The sequence below is a fragment of the Streptomyces sp. NPDC059816 genome (genome assembly GCF_042732055.1).
Classification (GTDB): Bacteria; Actinomycetota; Actinomycetes; order Streptomycetales; family Streptomycetaceae; genus Streptomyces.
In genome coordinates this window covers 169,534-192,689 of the sequence record NZ_JBHWIQ010000013.1, presented here as the reverse complement: position 1 = coordinate 192,689, position 23,156 = coordinate 169,534, and the positions used below count along the sequence as shown (strand labels likewise).

Sequence of the window (23,156 nt, the reverse complement as noted above, 5' to 3'; positions counted from 1 at the left end):
CGGAGACGCGATCGTGCTGCCGGTGGCCCCGCGGTCAGGCCGCGGGTGGGGCGGGGGTGAGCCGGCGGAGGGTTTCGGTGAGGCCGGCCCCGGGGGGCGTGGGGGTGCCGGGCCGGTGGATGTGGGCGATGTAGCCGTCGGGGCGGACCAGGATGAGTGTGTCGTCGGTGATGCCGTAGGCGGTCAGGAGGCTCGCCGCGTCGGGGGTGGAGGTGCTCGCGGTGGTGGCGGTCAGGAGGGTGTGGCGGTGCAGGGGGGTGCCGGCGGCGGGCCAGTGGAGGGAGGCGAGCGCCTCACCGGCGCGGGTGCCGAAGGCGAGGGCGGTGAAGTGGGGGCCGCGGTAGAGGTCGAAGATTCGGCCGCCGTCGGGCAGGGGGGCGTCGGGGGCGCGGTCGCCGGGGTGCAGCGCGGCGGTGGAGGCGGCGTCGGCGGGCGCCAGGGGGCCGCCGAAGTAGGACAGACCCAGCTGGCGTTCCTCGTCACCGCGGGTCAGGGCGCGGGCGCGGGGCTGCTTGAGTCCGGCGTAGAGCTCGGTGGAGCGGCCCAGAACCTTGGCGGCGACCGGGCGGCGCTCGCCCTGGTAGGTGTCGAGCAGGCTGTCGGGGGCTCCGGCGAGGACCTGCTGGAGCTTCCAGCCGAGGTTGTAGGCGTCCTGGATACCGGTGTTGAGTCCCTGGGCTCCGGCGGGGGTGTGGACGTGGGCGGCGTCACCGGCGATGAGCAGGCGGCCATTGCGATAGCGGTCGGCCAGACGGATGTTGGGCCGGAACACGGAGGCCCAGGTCAGGCCGTGCAGGCGCAGTGAGCGCCCGGCCCGGCGCTTGAGCAGGGCGGCCAGGGCCTCCTCGGTGAGGTCGGCGGGGTCGTCGGGCCGGATGGTGATCATGAGTTGGAACAGGTCGCTCCCGGGCAGGGGGCAGGCGGCGAGGGTGCGGCTGCCGGTGCGGGGCCAGACGTGCCAGCGGTCCGGGGCGAGGCCGTCGACGCGGGCGTCGGCGATGATCATCCGGTCGGCCTCGTCGGTGCGGCCTTCGAAGGCGGCACCGATGGCCTTGCGGACCGTGCTGCCGCCGCCGTCGGCCCCGACGACGAACCGGGCGTGCAGCAGTCGGCCGTCGCCGGTCGTGACGGTGGCAGCGTCCTCGTGCTGGGTGATCTGCTCCGCGGTGACACCGAATTCGACCGTGCCGCCCTGGGCCAGCACGGCGCGGTGGAGCAGGGCAGTCGTGGCGTACTGCGGCAGCAGCAGGATGTCGGGGTAGGGGGTCGCGGCGGCGGCCGGGGCGGGGTGCTGCATCTGCCACGTCTTGGTGAAGGGTCCGATGTGCAGGCCCATCGGCGGGTACGGCCCGCCGGCGGCCCTGGCGTCGGCGGCGATCCCGAGGTCGTCGAACACCTCCAGGGTGCGGGGCTGCACACCCTTGGCCCGCGACCCCTCGAAGGTTCCCGAGCCGCGCTCCAGAACGCGTGCGTAGATGCCGCGGCGGGCGAGGTCCAGAGCGAGCGCCAGGCCCACCGGCCCGGCTCCGACCACGACCACGTCGGCGTCCATCGGCGTGCCGTTGAGCTGTCCGTCGACCGTCATCACTCCCCATAAGTCCGTTTCGGATGGATTCTGCTTCATTTACGGCTACAGTGTAGCCGTAAATAGGCGCCGGTTATCCGGCCCGTCGGCGAGAGCAGCGCTCGATGGCAGCGGAGGCAGCGATGGAGGCGGCAGTGGTCACACAGGCAGGGCCTCCACGCAGTACCTGGACTTCCCCGAGCCCGAGGCGGGCCTCGGTGAACATCTGGTGAATCCGGTCGCGGCCACGATCCACCCGGTCGCGCGGTCCAAGGCCACCGGGCGCCACTACAGCAACACGAGGGGTGGGGTACCTCTTCGGTGCGGTTCTGGGCGCGGGGCGACTCGTCGCAGAGGCTTGGTACCTGCCGACAACTCGCGGTCGAGAATCCGGCGCGGCGAGGGCGACGGCCACCATCGGCGCGGGGTGTCCCGCGCGGCGCCAATCCGGGACGAGGTTGGCCGGGGCGCGCTGAGCTTGAGAGAAGGCCGACCTTGTGCATCATGCCGCCGCGCCAGTGGACGCCCTCGCAGGAGGCGAAGAGAGGGGGCGCAATCGACCGATTCCGCGCCCGGCAGCGCTATGGAGCTGCGGGAAGCCAGTCAGCCCGCAGGTGAACCTGGGATGACACAGTGCTTGGAGATCCACGGTTGCAGAGGTCCGGCCACGAGCGGTCGGCGGGTGCTCGGGAAAGCCATCGGCCGGACCGTGAGGGCACGGTCGCACCAGCTCGTCGGTGCGAGCGCGGCCGCGCGGCCTCGGTCGCTGCGGCCTGGCGGCGGTGCGAACCCCCGCACCTGCCGGCCGCGGACCTGCTCCCGCTCGGCCTCACGGACCCACGCCCAGCTAGGTCACGGACACGCGTCGAGCGCTCTTCCGTTCGTCATGACACCGCGCAAGATGTCCGCCACGTCCGCGGCGCGCTCGTTGGTGAAGAAGTGGCCCCCTGGCAACTCGTGCACCCGCAGTGTCGAGGAGGTGTGCCGCTCCCCTGCCCAGACGTCGAGTCCTCGCCGACAGGGTCGTCCAGGGCGGGCAGCGTGATGCGCGAAGGGGCGGGATGCCCGGAGGCCACCAGTACGAGCCGTCGCCGATCGGGCATGCGTCGGACGACCTCGTAGGCCACCGCCGCCCCCAGGCTGTGACCGAAGAGGACCAGCGGTCCGTCCCCGCGGGCCGGGGCCAGCGCTTCGGCCACCTGGCCGGCGAGGACGTGCACATCGGTGAAGGGAGGCTCGTACCTTCGCTCGGCCCGCCCGGGGTACTGCACGCACGCCGTCCGGGCCGTGTCGGCCAGCCGTGCCGCGAGCTCCTGGTAGGAGCCGGTGGAGCCGCCCGAGTGAGGGAAGAAGAGGACCGTCCAGGGGGTGGTGGGTATCGCCGCGGCGGGGAAGGGCCGTATCCACGGTTCGGCATCGAGCATGGCTACCGCTCTCTGGGAGGGCGACGGGCGACGACGTGGCTCAGAGGGAGTGGAGGAGGGCGAGGGTCTGTTGGAGCTCGTCCCGCAGCGCTCGTCCGGCCGCCTCGGCATCCCCCCGCACGACGGCGTGCACCAGAACGGCGTGCCCCTCGTCGCCGTGGTTCGGATCGTCGGAGCGCAGGCTGAGCAGCTCGACCAGATCGAGGAGTCGTCGCTGCAACACCGGTATGAACTCGGTGAACAGGGCGAGGAGTACCTGGTTGTGGGCCGCGGCGACCATGACCTGGTGCAGGGCGATGTCGGCCGCCACGAACTCGGCGTTGCCGGCGTTCGCGGCGTCACGGCGCCTGGCCAGGGCCTCGTGGAGGGCGGTGATGTCGTCCTCGGTCCGGCGCTGCGCGGCCAGTTGCACGGCCTCCACCTCGATGAGCATCCGCACTTCGTAGACGTCCGTGATGAGCGCCTGGCGGAGCTGGGCGGACCAGTCGTCCTTGGGCTTGGCGGCGATGACGAAGACACCGGATCCTTGGCGCGCCTGCACCAGTCCCGCACCGGCCAGTGCGCGCAGCGCTTCACGGATGGTGGAGCGTCCCACGCCGAGGGACTTGGCGAGAGCGGTCTCGCCGGGGAGTTTCGTTCCGACGGCCCACTCACCGCCCGTGATCTGCTCGCGCAGGTGTTCCGTGGCCTGTTCGACCAAGGGGAATGGCCGCAAGGCGCCTAGCGACATGGGAGATTCACCTTCCCGTACCTCTCGGGTTGTCTGAGGAGCTGAGTTCTCGTTACCGTACCTCGCATGCTGTGGCACGGAATCCTTCTTCTCGGCTGCCGCTGCGGGGCCTGACACGACCGGCACCCCGCAGCGGGGTATCGGGCTGCGCCGGTCACACGATGACCGACTGAAAGAAGTTCCGCACACCATGGCAGTTCTTCCCTCTCAGAGCACGGTGTTTCCCGCCCTGCGCACTCCTGCCGGCGGTGTCCCGGCGGACGCGCCGCGCTGGAACCCGCAGCGCCCGAGCGCGATGCCGCACCACCGTTACCAGCCCGCGCACCAGCGGGTGGCCCTCCCGCTGACGGACCGCACCTGGCCCTCGCGTCAGATCGAGCGGGCCCCGTTGTGGGTGCCGGTCGACCTGCGGGACGGGAACCAGGCGCTGGCCGAGCCGATGGACACCGAACGTAAGCGTCGGATGTTCGACCTCCTGGTCACGATGGGTTTCAAGGAGATCGAGGTCGGCTACCCGTCCGCCAGCCAGACCGACTTCGACTTCGTCCGGCACCTGGCCGACAGCGGCGCCGTCCCCGACGACGTGACGATCTCCGTGTTCACCGCGGCCCGCGAGGACCTGATCGACCGGACCGTCGCCTCCGTGGAAGGGCTCCCCCGGACCCTCGTACACCTCTACACCGCGACCGCGCCCACCTGGCGGGACGTGGTCTTGGGCCGCTCCCGCGCCGAGGTTCACGGGCTGATCCTGGACGCCGCCGGCTATCTGATGCGCAAGGCCGAACAGAAGCCGGGCACCGATCTCCGTTTCGAGTTCTCCCCGGAGGTCTTCAACCTCACGGAGCCGGACTTCGTCCTGGAGGTGTGCAACAGCGTGACCGAGCTGTGGGAGGCCAGCCCCGACCGGCCGGTGATCCACAATCTGCCCGCGACCGTGGAGATCGCCACACCCAACGTGTACGCGGACCAGATCGAGTACATGCACCGCCACCTGGCGCGCCGCGACTCGGTGATCCTCTCGGTCCATCCGCACAACGACCGCGGCACCGGCGTCGCCTGCGCCGAACTCGCCGTCATGGCGGGGGCGCAGCGCGTGGAGGGCTGCCTGTTCGGCAACGGCGAGCGCACCGGGAACGTCGATCTGGTGACCCTGGCCCTCAACCTGTACGCACAGGGCGTGAACCCGATGGTCGACTTCTCCGACATCGACGCGGTGCGCGAGGTGGTGGAGCATTGCAACCGGCTACCGGTCCACCCCCGTCACCCGTACGGCGGCGAACTCGTGCACACCGCCTTCTCCGGCACCCACCAGGACGCCATCGCCAAGGGCATGGCCCACCACGCCAAGCAGGCCGCCGAGCAGGGCCTCGCCGCCGAGGAGGCGCCGTGGGCCGTGCCCTACCTGCCCATCGACCCGGGTGACATCGGCCGTACGTACGAGGAGGTCATCCGCATCAACTCCCAGTCCGGCAAGGGAGGCATCGCCCACCTCCTGCACACCCACCACGGGCTGGACCTGCCCCGGTCGATGCGCCCGGACGTCTCCCGCACGGTGCAGCACGTCACCGACTCCACCGGCCGGGAGTTGAGCCACAAGGAGCTGTGGCAGCTCTTCCGCACCACCTACATCGCCCCGGCCCTGGACGGTCCCCTCACCCTGGCCTCCTGGAATTCCGCGGAACCCGCCCCCGGGGAGCACCGGTTCACCTGCACCCTGCGCCTGCGCGGGCAGGAGCACCATTGCCGCGGCACCGGCAACGGACCGCTGTCCGCCCTCGCCGACGCCCTGCGCACCGTGGGCATCACCGTCGACATCCTCAACTACACCGAGCACTCCATCAGCACCGGGCCGGGCAGCTCCGCCGTGGCCTACGCCGAATGCCGGGTGAACGGCGTGACCTGCTGGGCCGCGGGTTGGGACACCTCCGTGCTGACCGCGTCCGTTCACGCGGTCATGGCCGCCGTCAACCGCTGCGAACAGGGGTCCTCGTGACCACGGCACCGGTGCTCCACGCGCGGGACGTGGAGGTCGTCCGCGACGGCAGCGCGATCCTGAGCGAGGTGTCGCTGACCGTGCGGGCCGGCGAGCACTGGGCGCTGCTCGGCCCCAACGGTGCGGGCAAGACCACCCTGCTCGGCCTCCTCGGGGCGCTCACCCACCCCACCCGTGGCAGCGTCGAGGTACTGGGCCACCGGCTGGGACGGGTCGACATGCGTCAACTGCGTTCCCACGTCGGACACGTCAACCCACGGCACCACCTGCTCTCGGCCCTCAAGGTCCACGACGTCGTCCTGACCGGGGTCACCAACACCCTCGAACGCGTGCCGCGCTGGACCCCGGCCCCCGAGCAGGTCGCCCTGGCCGATCGTCTCATCGGGCTGCTCGGCCTCGGCGACCGCCGGGAGGCACGTTGGCCGACTCTCTCCCAGGGCGAGCGGGGCCGCACGCTGATCGCCCGGGCGCTGATGCCCAGTCCGCGGCTGCTGCTGCTCGACGAACCCGCGACCGGTCTGGACGTCGCCGGCCGCGAGCAGCTCATCGAGCGGCTCGACACGTTGCAGCACACGTACGCGGACCTCGCCTCGGTCCTGGTCACCCATCATCTGGAGGAGCTCCCTCCCCGGACCACCCACGTGATGCTGCTGCGCGACGGTCGCTGCCTGGCCTCCGGCCCCGCCGACGAGGTCCTCACCAGCGATCAGGTCAGCAAGTGTTTCGACCACCCCATCCGGCTCACCCGCACTGACGGACGCTGGAGTGTGACGGCCCGCCGCGCGCCCCGGCGGGCCGACTGAGGCGACTGGGAGGGGTGGTGCGCGCCCGCCGGCGTGCACCACCCCTCCCCTTGTAGACGCACTCGTGCTTGACCGGAAGCAGTTGCTGGAACGCGGCGCGGTCGCCGGACTGGTCGAAGAAGGGGTCGGAGGCCGCACGGCGTTCCAGCGGCAGGCCGACCTCTCCGGCCAGGGCGTCCAGGAAGTGCGCCGATTGATCGAGGTGGTCCACCACCTGTTCCGGGGTTCTCAGCGCCACGACCTCGCGCATCCTGAACGCCTTGAGGCGGCGGAGTCCGTCGAAGTGGTCCTCGTTGCGAGGGTAGACGTCGAACGCGGCGAGGTGGGCGACCGGCAGCGGCGGCGGCACGGTCAGGGCGTCCGCACCGATGCCCTGGCCCACCGGGTGCAGATGCCGTCCAGCATCTCGGCGAGTCGGACCGGCCCCTCCTCCAGCGCGACGAGTCCCTCCGTTATGCGGACAGCGGCCTGGCCGGCACGCACGCGGTCAACGACCCGTACCAGGGCGCGATCCCCGCGATGCTGCCATTCCTGATGTCCGAGCGTCACTACGGCGATGCCGCGGTCGCCGGCCTGGCGTTCGCCGCGAGCGGCGTCTCCAGCCTGTTCCAGCGCCGCACCGCGCGCGGCAGCATGACGGCCCGGGTCCGGCTGGACGCGACGATGCGCCTGGACACCGTGTTCGTGGTTCGTGCCCTTCCACGTTCCTGACGCGGGCCGGGCCAACCTGTTCACCCACCCGGCGCTGGACCCGCGCAGCGGCATGCCCGAGTTGACGGTGTGCGCCGTGCGGATAGCCCCCTCCCAGGAGTGACACGTTGAGCAACGTTCTTGTCGTCGGCAACGGACCGGTAGCCCAGCGGCCCGTGGACCGCATGCGTCACCACGGGTCCGAGGGCACCGTCACCGTCCTGGGGACCGAACCGGCCGGCGCGGCCGTCACACGGCGCCGTGCGGTCGTCGCCGAGGGACTCACTGCCAGGGGAACCGCTTCGCGGGGGTGATGCGCTCCAGCTGGTAGTACCTCGCCACGCAGCCGCTGGGCCAGGCCCTTCGTCCGCCCCTTCCGAAGGGCTCCGTCATCTTGCTGATCGACGTGGGGCGGTAGGGCAGTTCGTGAGCGCCGCGCTGCGCCTGAGTGTGGAGCCAGTGGTCCTGACGGTCCCAGTTCCGGGCCCGCACCCGCATGGTGTCCTCCAGCTGGTTGAGGGGGAGGGCGAGCATCACGCACACCAGGCCGCAGAGAGCGGTACTGGCCACCGTCACCAGTGCGGGGCGCCGCACCCGTCGGCGCAGCCGATGCCCCAGGAGCACGCCGATGCCGAGGAGCAGCACGAGGTAGAGGAACAGGAAGTCGTTCCACACCCGGGTGGACGTGACCGTCCCGGGTCCGAAGACGGGATAGACGGCGAGGACGCAGAGGTAGCCGGCGAGGAGGAAGGCGAGGACGCCCGCGCCCATCAGCGAGAGGTGTCTCGACAGGGGGGCGGTACCGCCGCCCGCCCTCGTGGCGAGCACGCCCAGCAGAACGCCGGCGGCGATCGCTCCACCGTACGACCAGGTGGTGAGGAGGGTTTCGAGGATGCGGGCGAAGCTCTTCGCGGCCCCGGTCAGGGATTCGGGAGCGAACATGGACGCCAGCCCCGCGTCGCGTCCTTCACGTCGGTTGCGTGAACCCGGGGACGTGACGAGCACGAGGGTCCCGATCACTGTTCCCGCGGTTCCCGTGAGACACCAGAGGCGTACGTAGCTCCGCTGGGGTCGGGGGACGATCCGGCGGCTGAGCAGCAGCACGCCCACCAGGACGACCAGGACGACCACGGTGGTCTCCTCCGAGAGGGTGCCGATGACGACACCGGTCAGGAGGGCGGTGCCGAGGGCGACGGCCTTCCCCCCGCGTGAGCGCGCTCGGAGCAACGGGATCGCGGCCGCACTGGCCAGCACCGGAGCCAGGGTGTGGGAGACGGAGGCCGCCGGCCAGTAGAACGTCTTGTAGGTGTTGGGCGAGGCGAACAGGAAGAGGACCGTCACCATGGACGCCACCAGGAGCGGAACCCCCCGAGGGACGGTCACGCCGGCCCTGCGTACCGCCGCGGCGGTCACGGCCCAGAGCACGCCCACCACCACGAGGCCGCTGACCAGTGCGAACCACTGGTGACCGGGAACGCCGAACCTCGCGTAGGCCCAGACCAGCAGGGCGTTCGCCACCCGTCCGTTGTCGCGGACGTAGAACTTCTCGACCATCCCCGGGAGACCGCCGTCGCGCACCACGGGCAGGAAGCACCAGTCGTCGCCGCTGGGCCGTACCCACCGTCCGAACCACATGGCCGCGGCGAGCAGGCCGAGCGGCACCAGGGAGCAGACCGTGGCCCAGTGTTCCTTCCACCGGCGCACGGACCGCGTGCGTTGCCCCCGCGGCTCCCCTTCAGCCTTGTTCGACTGCGGGGGACCGACCGTTCCGGAGCCGTCGATGACCATGCGCGGTGTTGCCCTTCGTCCGTCCTTCGGGGTGCGCCGATCCCCAGTCCGGGGGTGACCGTTCTCCTCAGGCGATGTCGGACTCGTCCGCCGGCTGTCTGAGATCGCTGCCGCGCGCCTGGTACTGCGCCGGCGCCCCGGAGGTGATGGCCCACCGGGCGAGCAGGAAGGACAGCGGCGTGACGAGGACTCCCGCGGCCAAGGCGGCGATGTTCTCGTCCATGCCCAGATGGCCGACGGCGAGGTAGAGGAGACCACCGGCCGCCAGGAGGCCGGCGACGCTCGACAGCGGGTAGCGGACGAACGCGTGCCACGTCGGTTTGGTCCGGCAGGTGATGTACGAGTTCAGGAGGAACGAGCCCACCACGCTCACCGCGTACCCCAGCACGTGCGCCGCCAGGTAGGGGAGCCATCGGTTCAGCGACATGTAGACGACCAAGTAGACGGCCGTATTGACGAAACCGATCGCGACGAAGAGCAGGAACTGACGTACCACCCGTCGCGTCCCTTCGGGTATCGCGGACACCGCGCCGGCCGTGTCCGGCACCCGCTCTTCGGGTGGGGATGCTCCGCGGGCCGCGTCCGTTTCCCGGATCACGTAGTGCGGACGCTTCTTCGTCTCGTGGTAGATGCGCCCCACGTACTCGCCGATGATTCCGAGGGTCACCAGCTGGATTCCGCTGAGCGCGACGACGGCGGTCAGCAACGTGGCGTAGCCGGGGACCGAGGCGCCGTCCAGGGCGACCTTCGTCAGGGTCCACAGGGCGTAGGCGAGGGCGGAGAGGAAGATCCACAGGCCGGTGTGGATGGCGAGGCGCAGCGGACGGCTGTTGAAGGAGATGAGTCCGTCGATGCCGTAGTTGAGCAGCCGCCTGCCTCCCCACTTCGACGTGCCCGCGGCGCGCCGACAGTTGTGGTAGGTGAAGCTGACCGTGTCGAAGCCGATCCAGGAGAAGATGCCTTTGGAGAAGCGGTTGCTCTCGGGCAGCGACAGCACGCTCTCCACCGCGCGCCGCGACAGCAGCCGGAAGTCGCCCGCCCCGTCGACCACGTCGACGTCCATGCAGTGACGGACCAGCCGGTAGTACGCACGGCTGAGGGCGGCGCGCAGGACGCCTTCGCCGCTGCGGTCGCGCTGGGCCACCACCTGGTCGAAGCCCTGCCGGTGCAGTTCGAACATGCGGGGCAGGAGTGCCGGTGGGTGCTGGAGGTCGGCGTCCATCATGACGACGGCGTGTCCCCGGGCCATGCGCAGACCGGCGAGGAGCGCGGCCTCCTTGCCGAAGTTGCGGCTGAAGGCCGTGTAGTGGACGCGCGGGTCGACGGCGGCGATCCCGCTCAGCAGGGAGCGGGTACCGTCGCTGCTGCCGTCGTCCACGTAGCACACCTCGAACGTCTCCCGGGTCGGCTCGACGGCCGAGAGCAAGGTGGTGTGGAACGCCTCGATGACTTCGGACTCGTTGAAGCAGGGCACCACGACGGAGATTTGCGGAGTAGTCACCGGGCACGATCTCCCTGGGGTAGCGAATGGGCCACAGCCGTACGTTCGGGGGGTCTCCCTGGGTCCGCTGCACCGAATCCTCTGCACCGGATCCCTCCGTCTCACGTCATGCACAGGAATCACGACGGAACACGTGCGTGCGTCTCCCCTCCGATGCCTATCACCCCTTTCCGGGCCCGGCCGTGTCATTGGTTCGCACGGGTGAGTGACGACGGACGACGCCCCGTGAGGTGCCCCCGACCGCCGGACCACCCGATCGGCCGACGGTGCGCGCCGGATCCGGCGCGTCGGTTGCCGGCGGGGCTCCGCACAGTGATCATCTGCGGGTCGGGGGTGCCGTCGCGGGAGGTCCGCAGTGTGGTGGACGCAATGCCTTCGCCGGGCGCCGGGGCCGTGGGCCTGTGGGCTGCTCGTCCTCGGCGCCCTGCTCGGCTCGGCCTGCTCACCGGGGACGGCGCCCGCTCCTCGTGATCCGGGTACGCCCGCCGTCGGCTCCGCCCCGTCCGAGGTGCCCGGGTGCCGACGCACGCTGGTGGGGGTGGCGCACCCCGACGACGACGTGTTCTTCGTCGATCCCGAGGTCCGGCGGACGATCCGCGCGGGGTGCCCGGTCGACACCGTGTACCTGACGGCGGGGGACGCGGGGAAGAAGGACCGCCGCGCGGCGGTGGCCTACGCCGACCAGCGGGAGTTCGGGGTCCGGGCCGCCTACGCCGAGATGGCGGAGGCGGACAACCGTTGGAAGCGGGCCGACGTGAACGCCGGGAGCCGTCGTGTGCGCTCCTATCTGCTGGACGACCGGGCACGCGTCAGCAATGTGCGTCTCACGTTCCTCGACCTCCACGACGGCCTGCCCCAGGGCGAGCAGGAGAACAGTCTGCTGAGGCTGTTCAGGGGCGACCGACGGAGCATCGCGGCGTTCCGCGGGGGCGGCTCGTACACGGAGGACCAGCTGCTGGCGACGGTCACGGCGCTGGTCCGACTGAGCCGGGCCGAGCGCATCCTCACCCTCGACCACGACAACGCCAGCTTCGCCTTCAGCCTCGCCGGCGGGGTCGACCACAGCGATCACGGCATCGGCGCCCGCTACGTCCGCCGGGTGGGCTACGCACTCGGCGTGCCCGTCACCGCCTACCTCGCGTACACGATGTCGCCGTTGAAGGCCAATCTGGACGCGGCACAGGTGGCGGAGAAGGACGAGACCGTGCGCTGGTACATCGCCAACCGGGAGTGCCACGGCACCGACCACTGCACCATGCCCACGCCCTATCGGGGCCCCCTGGCCGAGGACTGGGACCGCTGGACCCACCGCCAGTACCAGCAGGTCCACCGCGAGCCGCGCCCCGGGGAGGTCCTCGGAGACATCGGGCGCACCACGTTCTCCTCCGGAAGGGCCCCGGAGCGGTGTCTGCACTCGGGAGCGGGGACCCGGGACGTCGGCGCGGTCGGCATCCGGGCCTGTGACGGGTCCCCCGCGCAGCAGTGGGACACGGGGCCCGGCGACACGATCAGGCCCCGACTCGCCCCCGGTTCCTGTCTGACCGCGCTGCCGTCGGCCGTAGGTCTCCAGCGGTGCGGGCCGGGCCGCCCGGACCAGCGGTGGACCCGTGAGCCGTGGCCGAGCAGCACGTGGAAACGCACGGCCTGGCGGATCTCGGGGAACGGGGGACGCTGTCTGTTCCAGGACGACCGGAAGTTCGCCCCCCGCTGGAACGACCGCAGCCACCAGGACCCCGAGTTGACGCTCGCCGACTGCGGGACGCGGCCCCGGCCCGAACTCTACTGGCGCTGGGGCGGCTGACGGCGGCGGACGGCGGTCCCGCACGCGTCCGCGGGTGCCCCCTTCGGTGGCGGCGCCGCCGGCCCGTCCCCCGTGTCACCGAACCGTGCCAGGGCCAACGCTCCCGTCACCGCCGCCGCGAAACCCGTGACGGCCAGCCACTGGAGACCTTCGCGGGGCCGGTCGCCCAACCAGATGACGCCCGTCAGGGCGGGTCCGGCCGTTTCGGCCACGATCATGCCCGCCGTCGCCACGGTCACCGAGCCGCCCCGCAACGCCGAGGTGAGCAGGAGGAACCCCGCCGCCCCGCCGAGCAGCAGCGCATAGAGGGCCGGGTCGGCGAAGAGCCGGGGAACCGCGAGGGAGTCGATCATCCGGACCGCGACCTCGACCACTCCGAAGCCCGCGCCCGCACCGAGCCCCAGCAGCAGTGTGCGCGGTCCCTGCGGGAACCGCCCCGCGAAGACGCCGACCAGGAGGACGGCGAGGGCGGCGCCGAGCAGGGACCAGCGCAGGGCAGCCGGTCCGACGCGGTTCCCCGCCGGCCCGGAGGCGAGGGCGATCATCGCCAGTCCCCCGCAGACCGTGGCCACCGCGGCCCACTCCACGACGGTCAGCCGGGTTCCGAGGAGCCCGGCGGCGACCACGGCGGTGACCGCGAGGCTCGCGGCGAGCGCGGCGCCCACCGCGTAGAGGGGGATCGAGCGCAGGGCGATGACCTGGAGGAGGAACCCCAGGCCGTCGAGCGCGAGACCGGCGACGTACCGCCACTGGCGCAGAGCACGGAACAGCAGCACGGGGTCGACGCCGGAGCCGGAGCCGGCTTCCACGGCTCTGGCGGCGATGGCCTGGAGAACGGAGGCCGTGCCGAAACAGCAGGCCGAAGCGAGCGCGCACACCATCCCCAAGGACACGGGATGGACTGTAGGCCACCGCGCGGCCAAGTGCCGTGGGGAGGGCCCAAGGCCACGCGGGGCGCACCCGTACGGGATCGCCGGTCCGTCCACGGTCCCGGGTCAACGGCCGGGCCGGACGTCGACCGAGCCGATGTACTCCTGACTCGCCTCGTCCGGCAGGCGGACCGACTGCGCCCAGAAGTAGACGAGCAGGCTGAACCCGGCGATGACCGCCGTGTCCCACCACAGGGGCAGGGCACCGGTCGCACCGCAGGACACGGACGAGGCCGGCCCGCCGCTGCAGTACCCGCCCTGCCAGGAGAGCAGTCCCATGCCCCCCAGATAGACCGGCAGCCACTGCGCGGAGCGCCAGTCCGGGTGCGGGGCCCGCGGGTTCAGTCCGAGCAGTGCGGAAGTGCCCAGCAGTACGTAACCGAGCACGATCGCCAGGCCGAGCCGCCACAGGGTGTCCCAGCCCGCCCAGTAGATGATCAGGTTGGACACGATGAAGGCGACGGGCGCCCAGAAGGCACCACCTGCGAGACGGTACGGACGGCGACGTCCCGGGTCCTGCTTGCGCAGGCACCCGAACGCGAGCGGCGCGCCCGCGTACATCAGCACGCTGGCGGAGGTGACGAAGCCGACCAGTTTCTGCCAGGTGGGGAAGGGCAGGAAGAGGATCAGGCCGACGGCGAAGGCGAAGAGCAGGCCGAACCAGGGGACGCCCCGCGCGGTGGTCCGTTCGAAGACCGCGGGCACGTAGCCGTTGCGGGAGAGACCGTACGACACCCTGGACGCGGCGGTGGTGTAGATCAGGCCCGTGCCGGTCGGGGAGATGACCGCGTCGATGTAGATCAGCGCGGCGAGCCAACTGAGCCCCGCGGAGAGGGCGAGGCCGGCGAACGGCCCCGCCTTGTCGGTGAACGACAGGTTGGCCCAGCCGTGGGCGAAGGCGTCCTGCGGCAGGGCTCCGATGAAGACCACCTGGAGCGTCAGGTAGAGGAGCGAGCCGATGACGATCGAGCCGATCACCGCCCGCGGGATGTCCCGTGCCGGGTTGCGGCTCTCCCCCGCCAGTTGGTCCGCCTGTTCGAAGCCGAGGAGCGCGAAGATGATCCCGCCGGTGCTGACGGCCGAGAGCACGCCCTGGATGCCGAACGGGGCGAAGCCCTGGTGACCGAAGTTGCTCCCGTGGAAGGTGGTGCTCGCCAGGACGGCGATGGTGAGCACGGGGACGGCGACCTTCCACCAGGTGGCCAGGCTGTTGGTGTGGGCGAGCCAGCGGATGCCGAAGAAGTTCACGAGGACGAAGAAGGCCATGAAGGCGACGGCCAGCCCGTATCCGGCGGCGGACAGCCGGTTCTCCCCCGTCTGCACCCAGTCGGCGTGGACGCTGAGGTAGTTCAACGACGCCATGACCTCGATCGGAGCCGTGGCAGCCGCCTGAAGCCATGAGAACCAGCCGAAGGAAGCCCCCGCCACGGTGCCGAAGGCGTAGTGCGGGAAACGTGCGGTGCCTCCGGCGACCGGGTACGCGGCCCCCAGCTCGGCGTGGACGAACGCCAAGACCGTGACCGCCAGAGCCCCGATCCCCCAGGAGACGAGGGCAGCGGTCCCCGCCGACTGCGCGGCGAACAACGCTCCGAACAGCCAACCGGAGCCGATGACGGACCCCACGGAGGTCCAGACGAGGCCGATCAGGCCGATGTCCCGTCGAAGACCCGGTTTCGGTGCCGCCCCGGGTGGGATCGGCGTCGGCAGGGACACACGACCTCGCTGACGGTCAGGACGGGACGCACGACCGTCTCACGCGTCCGCTGGCTCCCCTTCCCCTTCCCGGTACCCGCCCGGGCGCCCCGCAACGGCGGGAACTTGCTCCGAACGGGGCCCGACCGGCGGAAGGGGCGGTGACCCGGCGCGGCCGGGCGGGGCGGCGGCCGGCGGCGGGGCTCAGGTTCCGGGCGGTGGCACTGCGGACCGGCCCGCGCCGCCGTCCGCACCATGGGCGGACGCACGCCGACGCAGCAGGGCCGTCAGTGCGCAGAGCACCAACGCCGTCACGATCGCCACGAAGTGCTCCCTGCCCGCCAGGTTGGTCTTCACCACCACTTCGACGGCCATCGCCACCACCACCAGCACCGCGGTGAACCACGCCCGCAGGCTCATGCACACGCAGATCGCGAGTCCCGTGACCGCCGCCGAGGGCCCGGTGTCGACGACCTGCGCGTCCACGGCGGACAGTCCGAGCAGGCCGTCGGGGCCGACGGCGACCCCGAACCGCGCGTACAAGGTCCCCGCGAGGGTGCAGACGTAGGCGACCACGAGGGTTCGCGGTCGACCCAGGACGATCTCCGCGGTGCCGAACACCAGCAGCACCTGCGCCAGCGCACCCCACGTGGGCAGGCTGAGTGCGGGCACGAAGAGCGAGGCCGGGGTGCGGAGCAGGGCGAGCCACATCGGGTCCGCCGCACGGACGAACCCGATGTCCTGGACGAAGCCGTGACCCCACTCCTGGTTCTGCACGGCGTCGAAGAGCACGATGAGGGCCATCGAGACGAGCGTCAGCGGGATCGCCCGCCACCCCTGGACGACCAGCGCGTTCCGCACGGCCTCGTAGAACGGTCCCCACTCCCGTCGGGCGAACGAGGCCGCCCGGTTCAACGGCGGCTCCCCAGGTGCGCACGGTGCAGCCACTTCGGTGGTCCGGGTGCTTCCAGGAATCCCTCGGCGCGGGCGCTCGCCACTCCGATCCGCAGCAGGTCGGTGCTCTGGCCGTAGAGCAGGAACCGGGGCTCCCAGATGGGTCGGTACTTGGCGTTGGCACGGTACAGCGACTCGATCTGCCACCAGCGGGAGAAGAAGGTCAGCAACGAGCGCCACAGCCGCAGTACCGGTCCCGCGCCGAGTCGCGAACCGCGTTCGAAGACCGCGCGGAACATCGCGAAGTTCAGCGACAGCTGGCTGATGCCGAGGTCGCCGGCGCGCCGGATCAGTTCCAGCACCATGAACTCGAACAGGCCGTTGTCCGCGTCGTGGTCACGTCGCATCAGGTCCAGGGAGAGCCCGTCGGCGCCCCAGGGGACGAAGCTCAGCAGCGCACGCGGCAGCCCGTCGGCGTCGTGACAGACCAGCATCACGCACCGGCCGTCCCCGGGATCGCCGAGTCTGCCCAGCGCCATGGAGAAGCCGCGTTCGGTGTCCCCGCCGCGCCAGTCGTCGGCCAGCTCGATCAGCCGGTCCATCTCGTGCGGGGGGAGGTCCCCGTGCCGGGCGACGCCGACGGTGTAGCCGGCGCGTTCGATCCGGTGGTGCGCTTGGCGGACGTTACGCATGGCGCGCCCCTCAAGGGTGAACTCGCCGATGTCGACGATCGCCTCGTCGCCCAGCTCGAGGGCGTTGAGCCCGTGTCGGACGTAGACGGTGCCGCCCTCCTGACTCGCCCCGATGACGGACGGGGTCCAGCCGTGCTCGCGGGCCTGGGCGAGCCAGCGGTCGATCGCCCCCGGCCATGCCTCCGGGTCGCCGATCGGATCGCCAGAGGCGAGCGACACCCCACCGACCACTCGATAGGTGACGGCGGACTTGTTCGTCGGCGACCAGATGACGCTCTTGTCCCGGCGCAAGGAGAAGTAGCCGAGGGAGTCGCGGTCCCCGTGCTGCTCCAGCAGTGCGCGCAGGCGCACTTCGTCGTCCTCGGTGAGCGGGTCGACGGCTCGACGGGACCTGAACGCCGCGTAGAGGACCAGCAGGATCAGCGCCGTGCTCATCAGGTTGATGAGCACCTCGGCCCAACCGGGGGTGGTGATGCCCTCGAAGTGGATGTCGTCGTAGGCGAGGGAGAGCATGCGGAGCAGACCGTAGTGCCAACGCTCCAGGAAGTCGGAGCGTCCGGGGTCGGGGTCGGTGTTGGTCACCGTGACCATGGCGGCGGCGAGCAGCGACCCCACGGCCAACCCGCCCACCGCGATGGCCGTCGCCAGTTTCGGATTGGAGCGGTCGCCCTTCGCGTAGAACTCGCGCCGGCCGGCGAGCAGGGCGGTGACGAAGAGGGCCGTCACCAGGGCCGCGATCCAGTTCTGGGCGTGCTGGCGGTACACCGGCAATCCGAGGGCCACAGCGCTCAGCACCAGCGCCGGGCCGCTCAGCGCGAGATTGAGAATCCACGCGGCCCGTTTGCGACGCCGCATGGTGATCGCCAGGAACAGGACGAAGGAGCCGGAGAAGAACCCGGGGGTGACCAGGTAGGGCGTGAAGAACTCGTCGTCGTTGTGCCGTCTGATGTCGTTCCCGAAAGAGATCCACACGGCGCTGAGAAGGTCGATGAACGCGACCGCACGCAGGTACCAGACCGCGAACGCGTACGAACGTCGCCGCCACTGACTGAGACCGACGCTTCGACGCGGACTCGGATGAACGCGCCCCATACGAGCGAGCCTAGAAGGAACGGAACGCGGGAACCCGCTGGAACGGCGTGGTGAACGGGTGGACTACTTCGGCCCCGGCACCGCTGGCCGGAGCGGGCCCGGTTGCGGATCACGCGTTCCGCGCCGCGCGGGCACGGACGACACCGGCGGCTCCGTGGGGTCGGCCTCCGCTCGGAACGGAGGCGGAACTCACCGGTACGACGATCGGCAGACCGGTGCGCGGGTCGGTCAGCACGTCCGCGTGGAGTCCGAAGACCTCGGCCAACGTGCTCGGGGTGAACACCTCGTTCGGCTCTCCCAACAGCAGTACCGGCAGAACGCGGACCGACCACGGGTCTGACGGGGTCGGGGGCCGGCCCGGTGCCTGACACACCTGGGTGAGCGGGGTTTTTGCGAGCGGGCGTGGGGGGGGGGGGGGGGCCCGGTGCCTGACACACCGGGCCGGCCCCCGCCGCTCTACGTTCAGCCGCGCGGCCGGCCGGCTCCCGCGGCCCCGGTGCGCGGTCGCAGTCGGTCACCGACCGCGGCCACCACCGTCTCCCATGCGTCGTCGACGAAGAAGTGGTCCCCCGGGAAGGCGAGCAACTCGAAGCCGCCGGTGGTGTGCTGGCGCCATCCGGCGAGTTCCGCCAGCTCGGCGTCCCGGTCCTCCTCGCCGCCGAGTGCGGTGACGGGGCAGGTCAACGGTGGTCCTTGCGTGAAGGCGTAGGTCTCCGACGCGGTGAAGTCGGCCCGCAGGATCGGCAGCAGCAGCTTGCGGAACCCGGGATCGGTCAGTGCGCGCAAGGTGCGCGAGCGTTCGCTGAGCTTCGCCAGGAACTCCGCGTCCGGCAGGTGGTGCAGTACCTCCTCGCGCATCGGCAGCTGGGGTGCCCGGTGGCCCGACACCAGCAACCTGACCGGCTGGACGCCGTAGTCGGCCACCAGCATCCGGGCGCTCTCGAAGGCGAGCAGTGCCCCGAGGCTGTGTCCGAACAGGGCGATCGGCCGGTCCGCCAGGGTCGCCAGCCTCGTCCGGACGTCGTCCAGCAGTGCGTCCCAGCGGTGCTCGGGCCGTTCGCCGATCCGCTCGCCGTGGCCGGGCAACTGCATGGGGCACACCTCTACGCCCTCACCCAACGGCCGCCGCCAGCGGACGTACGTCTGGGCGTTGCCGCCGGCGTAGGAGAAGCAGAGCAGGCGCAGCCGGTCAGTCACCCGGGCTCACCCCGATCATGATCGAAGCGATGGTGCGGAGCAGCACGTTGGACGTACCCTCGTAGATCTTCCCCGCCTTGGCGTCCCGGTAGAACCGCTCCACCGGATAGGCATCGGTGAACCCGTTCCCGCCCAGGGTCTCCACGGCCACCGAGGCAGCCCGCTCCGCCACCTGGGACGCGGTGTACTTCGCCATGGCGGTGCCCCGGATCCGCTCGACCGGGTCGGCGTCCCGTTGGAAGAGGCCGACCGTCTCGTACAACAGCGCCCGCGCCGCGGCCAGCTGACTGGCCACGTCGGCCAACGGGAACTGGACGCCCTGGTAGTCCGCAATGCGGTTGCCGAACTGCACGCGGGACCGGCTGTAGCCGACCGCCACGTCCAGCGCCCCCTGGGCGAGGCCGATCATCTGGGCGGCGATGCCGAGCCGCCCCAGGTCCAGTCCGCCCATGGCCACCGTCTGGCCGCCGCCGGGCGGGCCGATGCGCTGGGCGGCACGGACCGGGGTTCCGTCGAAGACCACGTCCGAGGTGGCCGCCGCCCTCACCCCCATCTGTTCCACCCGGTTCTCCATGGACACCCCGGGGGCATCGGCGGGTACCACGAACGCCGTGGGTCCGCCGTCGTCGAGGAGGGCGAAGGTCAGCAGCAGATCGGCGTTGCGCGCATTGCTGGTCCACCGCTTGCGGCCGTGGAGCAGGTACCCCCCGTCGTCCTCCCGGGCGACCGTGGTCAGGGCGAACGCGTCACTGCCGGCCTGCTCCTCGGACAGGGCGAAGGCCCCGATCTTCCCGGTGGCCAGCAGCGGGAGGTACTTCCTGCGCTGATCGCCCGTGGCGTGCCGCAGCAGCGATCCGGCGACGAGCACGTTGTGGACGTGGACCCCGACGGCGATCCCGGGGTCCACCCGGGCCACCTCCTCGATGGTGAGGACCAGTTGGCAGAGGGTGCCACCGGTGCCGCCGTAGCCGCGCGGGATCTCCACCGACATCAGACCCGCCGCGAACAGCTCCGCGCGGAGCGTGGCGTCCAGGCTGGCCGTCCTGTCCATCTTGGCGGAGAGGGGGCCGATCTTCTCCTCGGCGAACTGCCGGACCCGCGCCCGCCACTCCCGGTTCTCCGGACTGTCGTGGCGCTCCGCAGGTGCGGGCCGTTGCGGTGTCGCGCTCACCGTGCCTCCCCTGCCGCCACCGGGCGCACGGCGTCCAGCGCACCCGCCAGCTCGGCCACCGTGCGGGCGGCCAGCAGCTCGCTCAGTGCGAGGTCGAGCGTGTGTTCGCTGCGCAGCCGGGCGGTCAGTTGCATGGCGCCGATCGAGTGCAGGCCCAGCTCGCCCAGTGCGTCGCCCGCGCCCACCTTCGGCACCTGAAGCACCTCGGACAGCAGCCTGGCGAGCAGGTGTTCGGTCTCGGTCCTCGGGGCGATGAACTGACCTGCCGTCACGTCGTCCGGTGCGGGCAGGGCGGCGAGGTCCACCTTGCCGCCGGGGGTGGTGGGGATCCGGTCGATCAGGTACACGGCGACCGGCACCATGTGTTCGGGCAGCCGGGCGCGAACGAAGTCCCGCACCGGTTCGGCGAGCCGGGGTTCGACAGCGAGCGCCGGGTCGGGTTCCTCGGGGACGACGTAACCGACGATCCGCTTCGCGCCTCCGGTGCCGTGGACGGCCACCGTCGCCGACCTGGTGCCCGGGGCCTCCCTCAGCGCGGCTTCGATGTCGCCCAGTTCGACGCGGAACCCCCGCACCTTGACCTGTGAGTCCGCCCGCCCCAGGAACCGGTACTCGCCCTGCGAGGTGCCGGTGGCGAGGTCGCCGGTGCGGTACAGGGGGACGGGGGCGGAGGGCGAGCCGACCAACGGGTCGACTCCGAAGCGCTGCGCGGTGAGCGGGTCCCGGGCGTGGTACCCCGAGGCGACCGCGTGTCCGGCCACGCACAACTGACCGGTGGCGCCCACCGGGACCGGGCGGTCGTGCTCGTCGAGCAGGTACACCCGCTGGTTGGGCAGCGCACGACCGATCGGGATCGGCTGGTCGGTGCGCACGTCCTCCGGGCGCACCAGGTGGTAGGTGGACACGACGGTGGCCTCGGTCACCCCGTAGAGGTTGTACAACTCGACGTCCCGGTCGCCGAAAGCGGCGAACCAGGGCCGCAGGATCGCGGGGTCCAGCCGGTCGCCGCCGAGGAACACCTTGCGCAGCGTCGTGTCGCCGGCCAGCTCGGGCACCAGGTGTTCGAACAGCGAGGGGGTCTCGCTGAGCACCGTCACCCGTTCCGCGGCGATCAGGCGGGCCAGGGCGCGCGGATCGCGTCCGGTCTCCCGCGGCACCACGACCAGCTCGGCGCCGTTGCCCAGTGCCCCCCAGATCTCCCACACCGAGTAGTCGAAGGCGAAGGAGTGCGCGAAGGTCCACACGTCCTGAGCGGCGAAGCCGAAGGCTTCACGGCCCGCGGCCAGCAGGCTCTGCACATGGCGGTGGGTGATCGGCACGCCCTTCGGCCGGCCGGTCGAGCCCGAGGTGTAGAGCAGGTAGGCCGCCGCGTCGGGGTCGGTGGCCGCCGGCGGTTCGCCGGCGGCCGGCTGCTCGGCCACCTCCGCGAGGGTGACCACGGCCGCGTCGCCGGTGGCGAGCGGCCCGTTCGGCGCGCCGTCGGTGAGCACCAGTTCCGCGGCGGAGTCGGCGAGGACGTCGGCCAGCCTGCTCGGCGGGTAGTCCTGGTCCAGGGGAACGTAGGCGGCACCGGCCTTGAACACGCCGATCATGGCCGCGACCAGATCGACGGAGCGGGGCAGGCTCAGACCCACGCGGGTCACGCCCGGACAGCGCTCGGCCAACGTGGCGGCGATGCGGTCGGAGTACTCGTCCAGCTCCCGGTAGGTGAGTGTCTGCTTCTCGCAGCGCACGGCGACCGCGTCGGGGCGAGCAGCCGCGTGCCGCCGGAACGTTTCGTGCAGGCAGGCGTCCGCCGGCTGGACGAGCGGGGTGATTTCGGGCCGTGGGGTGCTCAGGAAGGACAGCTCCCCCAAGGTCACCTCCGGACGCCCGATGATCTGCGTCAGCACCGAGACGACCTCGTCGGCGAAACGCTTCGCGACGTCGTCGGCCACCCTCCTGCGGTCGTAGACGACCCGCAGCGGCATGTCGTCGCCCGGCATGATCACCATGGTGATCGGGAAGTGCGGCCTGCCGTCGTAGGCCAGCCCGGTCATCTCCGCTCCGACGTCGGCGAGGTCGAAGTCCGGCATCGGCACGTTCTCGTAGGAGACGCTGCTCTGGAGGATCGGCACCGCGGTGTCCAGGCCGAGCAACGACTGCATCTCGGGCAAGGGCACGGCGCTGTGCTGGCTCGCCTCGACGACGTGCTTGCCGAACTCCCGCAGCCAGGACCGCAGCACCATCGCGGGGTCCAGCTTCCGGCGCAGCGGTAGCGTGGCGATCATCGGGCCCAGGATGTCCGTGGAGCCGACCAGGTCGGGGGGCCGGTGTGCCATGGTGATCCCGCAGGCGAGGTCGGTGCGACCGAGGAACCGGCCCAGCACGATGAACCAGGCGCCCTGGGCCAGCGTGGCGAGGGTCAGCTGTTCCGCCCGGGCCAGGATGGTCAGCCGGGGGGCCAGATCGGTCAGCAGCTGCTCGAAGTGGGCGTGGGTGGACTCCCCCGCGGGCACCTCGATCCCTCCCAGGTGCACCTGCTCGACCGGCCGGTAGTGGGCCAGTTCCCTGCGCCAGAACTCCTGTGCCGCCGTGCTGTCCCGGTCGTGCCACCAGGACAGGTAGTCGCGGTACGGCCGCCCCGGGGAGGTGGTCGGCCGCCCGCCCCGGCGCAGCAGCCGGTAGTGGTCGATGAAGTCCTGGATGGCCAGCGTGAACGACCAGCCGTCCATCAACAGGTGCGAGAACCGCCAGGAGAACGTCCACCGTTCGGCACCGCGCCGGATCAACGTGCTGCGCATCAGGGGCACGTCGGTCAGATCGAATCCGGCCGCCCGCTCCGCGGCGAGGGACGCCTCCAGCCGGTCCTCCTGCTTCCGGTCGTCGAGTCCGCGCCAGTCCAGTGTTTCCAGGGGGAGTCGGGCCGTGCCGTGGACGACCTGCATCACGGTGCCGTTCTTGCGCCAGTGGAAGGAACTGCGCAGGATCGGATGCCGGTCGACCACCAGTTGCCAGGCCCGTTCGAAGTGCTCGGGGTGCATCGTCCCGGAGAACTCCAGCCGCAGCTGTTCCACGTAGATGCCCAGGCCGGGCTGGGCGAGCTGCTCGTAGAGCAGGCCCTGTTGGATCGGGGAGAGTTCGTAGATGTCCGCGATATCGCGGACAGGTCGCTGGGTCGCGCCGTTGTCAGTCATCGCTGTCCCGTCCGCTTCG

General features: G+C 71.3%; 18 protein-coding genes. 4 read left to right on the top strand and 14 right to left on the bottom strand.

Annotated elements, in window-relative coordinates:
- Positions 1-34: 34 nt before the first annotated feature.
- The 3 genes from ACFV88_RS19035 to ACFV88_RS19025 all read right to left on the bottom strand — a co-directional run bounded on the left by ACFV88_RS19035 (position 35) and on the right by ACFV88_RS19025 (position 3,718).
- Positions 35-1,585 carry an FAD-dependent monooxygenase gene (locus ACFV88_RS19035; protein ID WP_385492645.1) on the bottom strand — a complete coding sequence of 517 codons (1,551 nt, stop codon included), beginning with the start codon at positions 1,583-1,585 and terminating at the stop codon, positions 35-37.
- Between the two features lie 863 nt (positions 1,586-2,448).
- Complete coding sequence (locus tag ACFV88_RS19030) at positions 2,449-2,988, bottom strand: thioesterase II family protein (RefSeq protein ID WP_385492644.1); 540 nt, start codon at positions 2,986-2,988, stop codon at positions 2,449-2,451.
- Positions 2,989-3,028: 40 nt separating this feature from the next.
- Positions 3,029-3,718 (bottom strand): FadR/GntR family transcriptional regulator, encoded by a 690-nt coding sequence (locus tag ACFV88_RS19025; protein ID WP_385492642.1) that lies wholly within the window; start codon positions 3,716-3,718, stop codon positions 3,029-3,031.
- Between the two features lie 190 nt (positions 3,719-3,908).
- Between ACFV88_RS19025 and leuA the strand changes: the two genes are divergently transcribed.
- Positions 3,909-5,711, top strand: a complete 1,803-nt coding sequence (leuA, locus tag ACFV88_RS19020) for a 2-isopropylmalate synthase (RefSeq protein ID WP_385492641.1) — start codon at positions 3,909-3,911, stop codon at positions 5,709-5,711.
- Positions 5,708-6,514 carry an ABC transporter ATP-binding protein gene (locus tag ACFV88_RS19015; protein ID WP_385492639.1) on the top strand — a complete coding sequence of 269 codons (807 nt, stop codon included), beginning with the start codon at positions 5,708-5,710 and terminating at the stop codon, positions 6,512-6,514. Before leuA ends, ACFV88_RS19015 begins: the two co-directional genes overlap by 4 nt.
- Here ACFV88_RS19015 and ACFV88_RS19010 read toward each other — a convergent pair.
- Positions 6,453-6,896 (bottom strand): hypothetical protein, encoded by a 444-nt coding sequence (locus ACFV88_RS19010; RefSeq protein WP_385492638.1) that lies wholly within the window; start codon positions 6,894-6,896, stop codon positions 6,453-6,455. The genes ACFV88_RS19015 and ACFV88_RS19010 overlap by 62 nt on opposite strands.
- 137 nt (positions 6,897-7,033) lie before the next feature.
- Here ACFV88_RS19010 and ACFV88_RS19005 point away from each other — a divergent pair, with 137 nt between their 5' ends.
- Positions 7,034-7,225, top strand: a complete 192-nt coding sequence (locus ACFV88_RS19005; RefSeq protein WP_385492636.1) for a hypothetical protein — start codon at positions 7,034-7,036, stop codon at positions 7,223-7,225.
- A gap of 261 nt (positions 7,226-7,486) precedes the next feature.
- Here ACFV88_RS19005 and ACFV88_RS19000 read toward each other — a convergent pair whose 3' ends face one another.
- Both ACFV88_RS19000 and ACFV88_RS18995 read right to left on the bottom strand, forming a co-directional pair.
- Positions 7,487-8,908 carry a DUF6056 family protein gene (locus ACFV88_RS19000; RefSeq protein ID WP_385492635.1) on the bottom strand — a complete coding sequence of 474 codons (1,422 nt, stop codon included), beginning with the start codon at positions 8,906-8,908 and terminating at the stop codon, positions 7,487-7,489.
- Positions 8,909-9,059: 151 nt separating this feature from the next.
- A complete protein-coding gene (locus ACFV88_RS18995) occupies positions 9,060-10,493 on the bottom strand; it encodes a glycosyltransferase (RefSeq protein ID WP_385492632.1) in 1,434 nt (477 codons plus the stop codon).
- 538 nt (positions 10,494-11,031) lie between these two features.
- On the opposite strand from ACFV88_RS18995, the gene ACFV88_RS18990 reads away from it, so the two are divergent.
- Positions 11,032-12,294, top strand: a complete 1,263-nt coding sequence (locus tag ACFV88_RS18990) for a PIG-L family deacetylase (RefSeq protein ID WP_385492631.1) — start codon at positions 11,032-11,034, stop codon at positions 12,292-12,294.
- Here the strand turns inward: ACFV88_RS18990 and ACFV88_RS18985 are convergent.
- The 8 genes from ACFV88_RS18985 to ACFV88_RS18950 all read right to left on the bottom strand — a co-directional run bounded on the left by ACFV88_RS18985 (position 12,273) and on the right by ACFV88_RS18950 (position 23,137).
- Positions 12,273-13,175 carry a hypothetical protein gene (locus tag ACFV88_RS18985; RefSeq protein ID WP_385492725.1) on the bottom strand — a complete coding sequence of 301 codons (903 nt, stop codon included), beginning with the start codon at positions 13,173-13,175 and terminating at the stop codon, positions 12,273-12,275. The genes ACFV88_RS18990 and ACFV88_RS18985 overlap by 22 nt on opposite strands.
- A gap of 114 nt (positions 13,176-13,289) precedes the next feature.
- On the bottom strand, positions 13,290-14,936 hold the full coding sequence (locus tag ACFV88_RS18980) for an APC family permease (RefSeq protein ID WP_385492629.1): 1,647 nt from the start codon (positions 14,934-14,936) through the stop codon (positions 13,290-13,292).
- Between the two features lie 183 nt (positions 14,937-15,119).
- Entirely contained in the window at positions 15,120-15,830 is a 711-nt protein-coding gene (locus tag ACFV88_RS18975) for a hypothetical protein (protein ID WP_385492628.1), read from the bottom strand.
- On the bottom strand, positions 15,827-17,593 hold the full coding sequence (locus ACFV88_RS18970; protein WP_385492625.1) for a phosphatidylglycerol lysyltransferase domain-containing protein: 1,767 nt from the start codon (positions 17,591-17,593) through the stop codon (positions 15,827-15,829). Before ACFV88_RS18970 ends, ACFV88_RS18975 begins: the two co-directional genes overlap by 4 nt.
- 109 nt (positions 17,594-17,702) lie before the next feature.
- Complete coding sequence (locus ACFV88_RS18965; RefSeq protein ID WP_385492623.1) at positions 17,703-17,894, bottom strand: hypothetical protein; 192 nt, start codon at positions 17,892-17,894, stop codon at positions 17,703-17,705.
- A gap of 161 nt (positions 17,895-18,055) precedes the next feature.
- Positions 18,056-18,790 carry a thioesterase II family protein gene (locus ACFV88_RS18960; RefSeq protein ID WP_385492621.1) on the bottom strand — a complete coding sequence of 245 codons (735 nt, stop codon included), beginning with the start codon at positions 18,788-18,790 and terminating at the stop codon, positions 18,056-18,058.
- The gene (locus ACFV88_RS18955) at positions 18,783-19,961 is read right to left on the bottom strand and encodes an acyl-CoA dehydrogenase family protein (protein ID WP_385492619.1); all 1,179 of its coding nucleotides are present in this window, start codon (positions 19,959-19,961) and stop codon (positions 18,783-18,785) included. Before ACFV88_RS18955 ends, ACFV88_RS18960 begins: the two co-directional genes overlap by 8 nt.
- Entirely contained in the window at positions 19,958-23,137 is a 3,180-nt protein-coding gene (locus ACFV88_RS18950) for an amino acid adenylation domain-containing protein (protein ID WP_385492618.1), read from the bottom strand. Before ACFV88_RS18950 ends, ACFV88_RS18955 begins: the two co-directional genes overlap by 4 nt.
- Positions 23,138-23,156 lie beyond the last annotated feature (19 nt).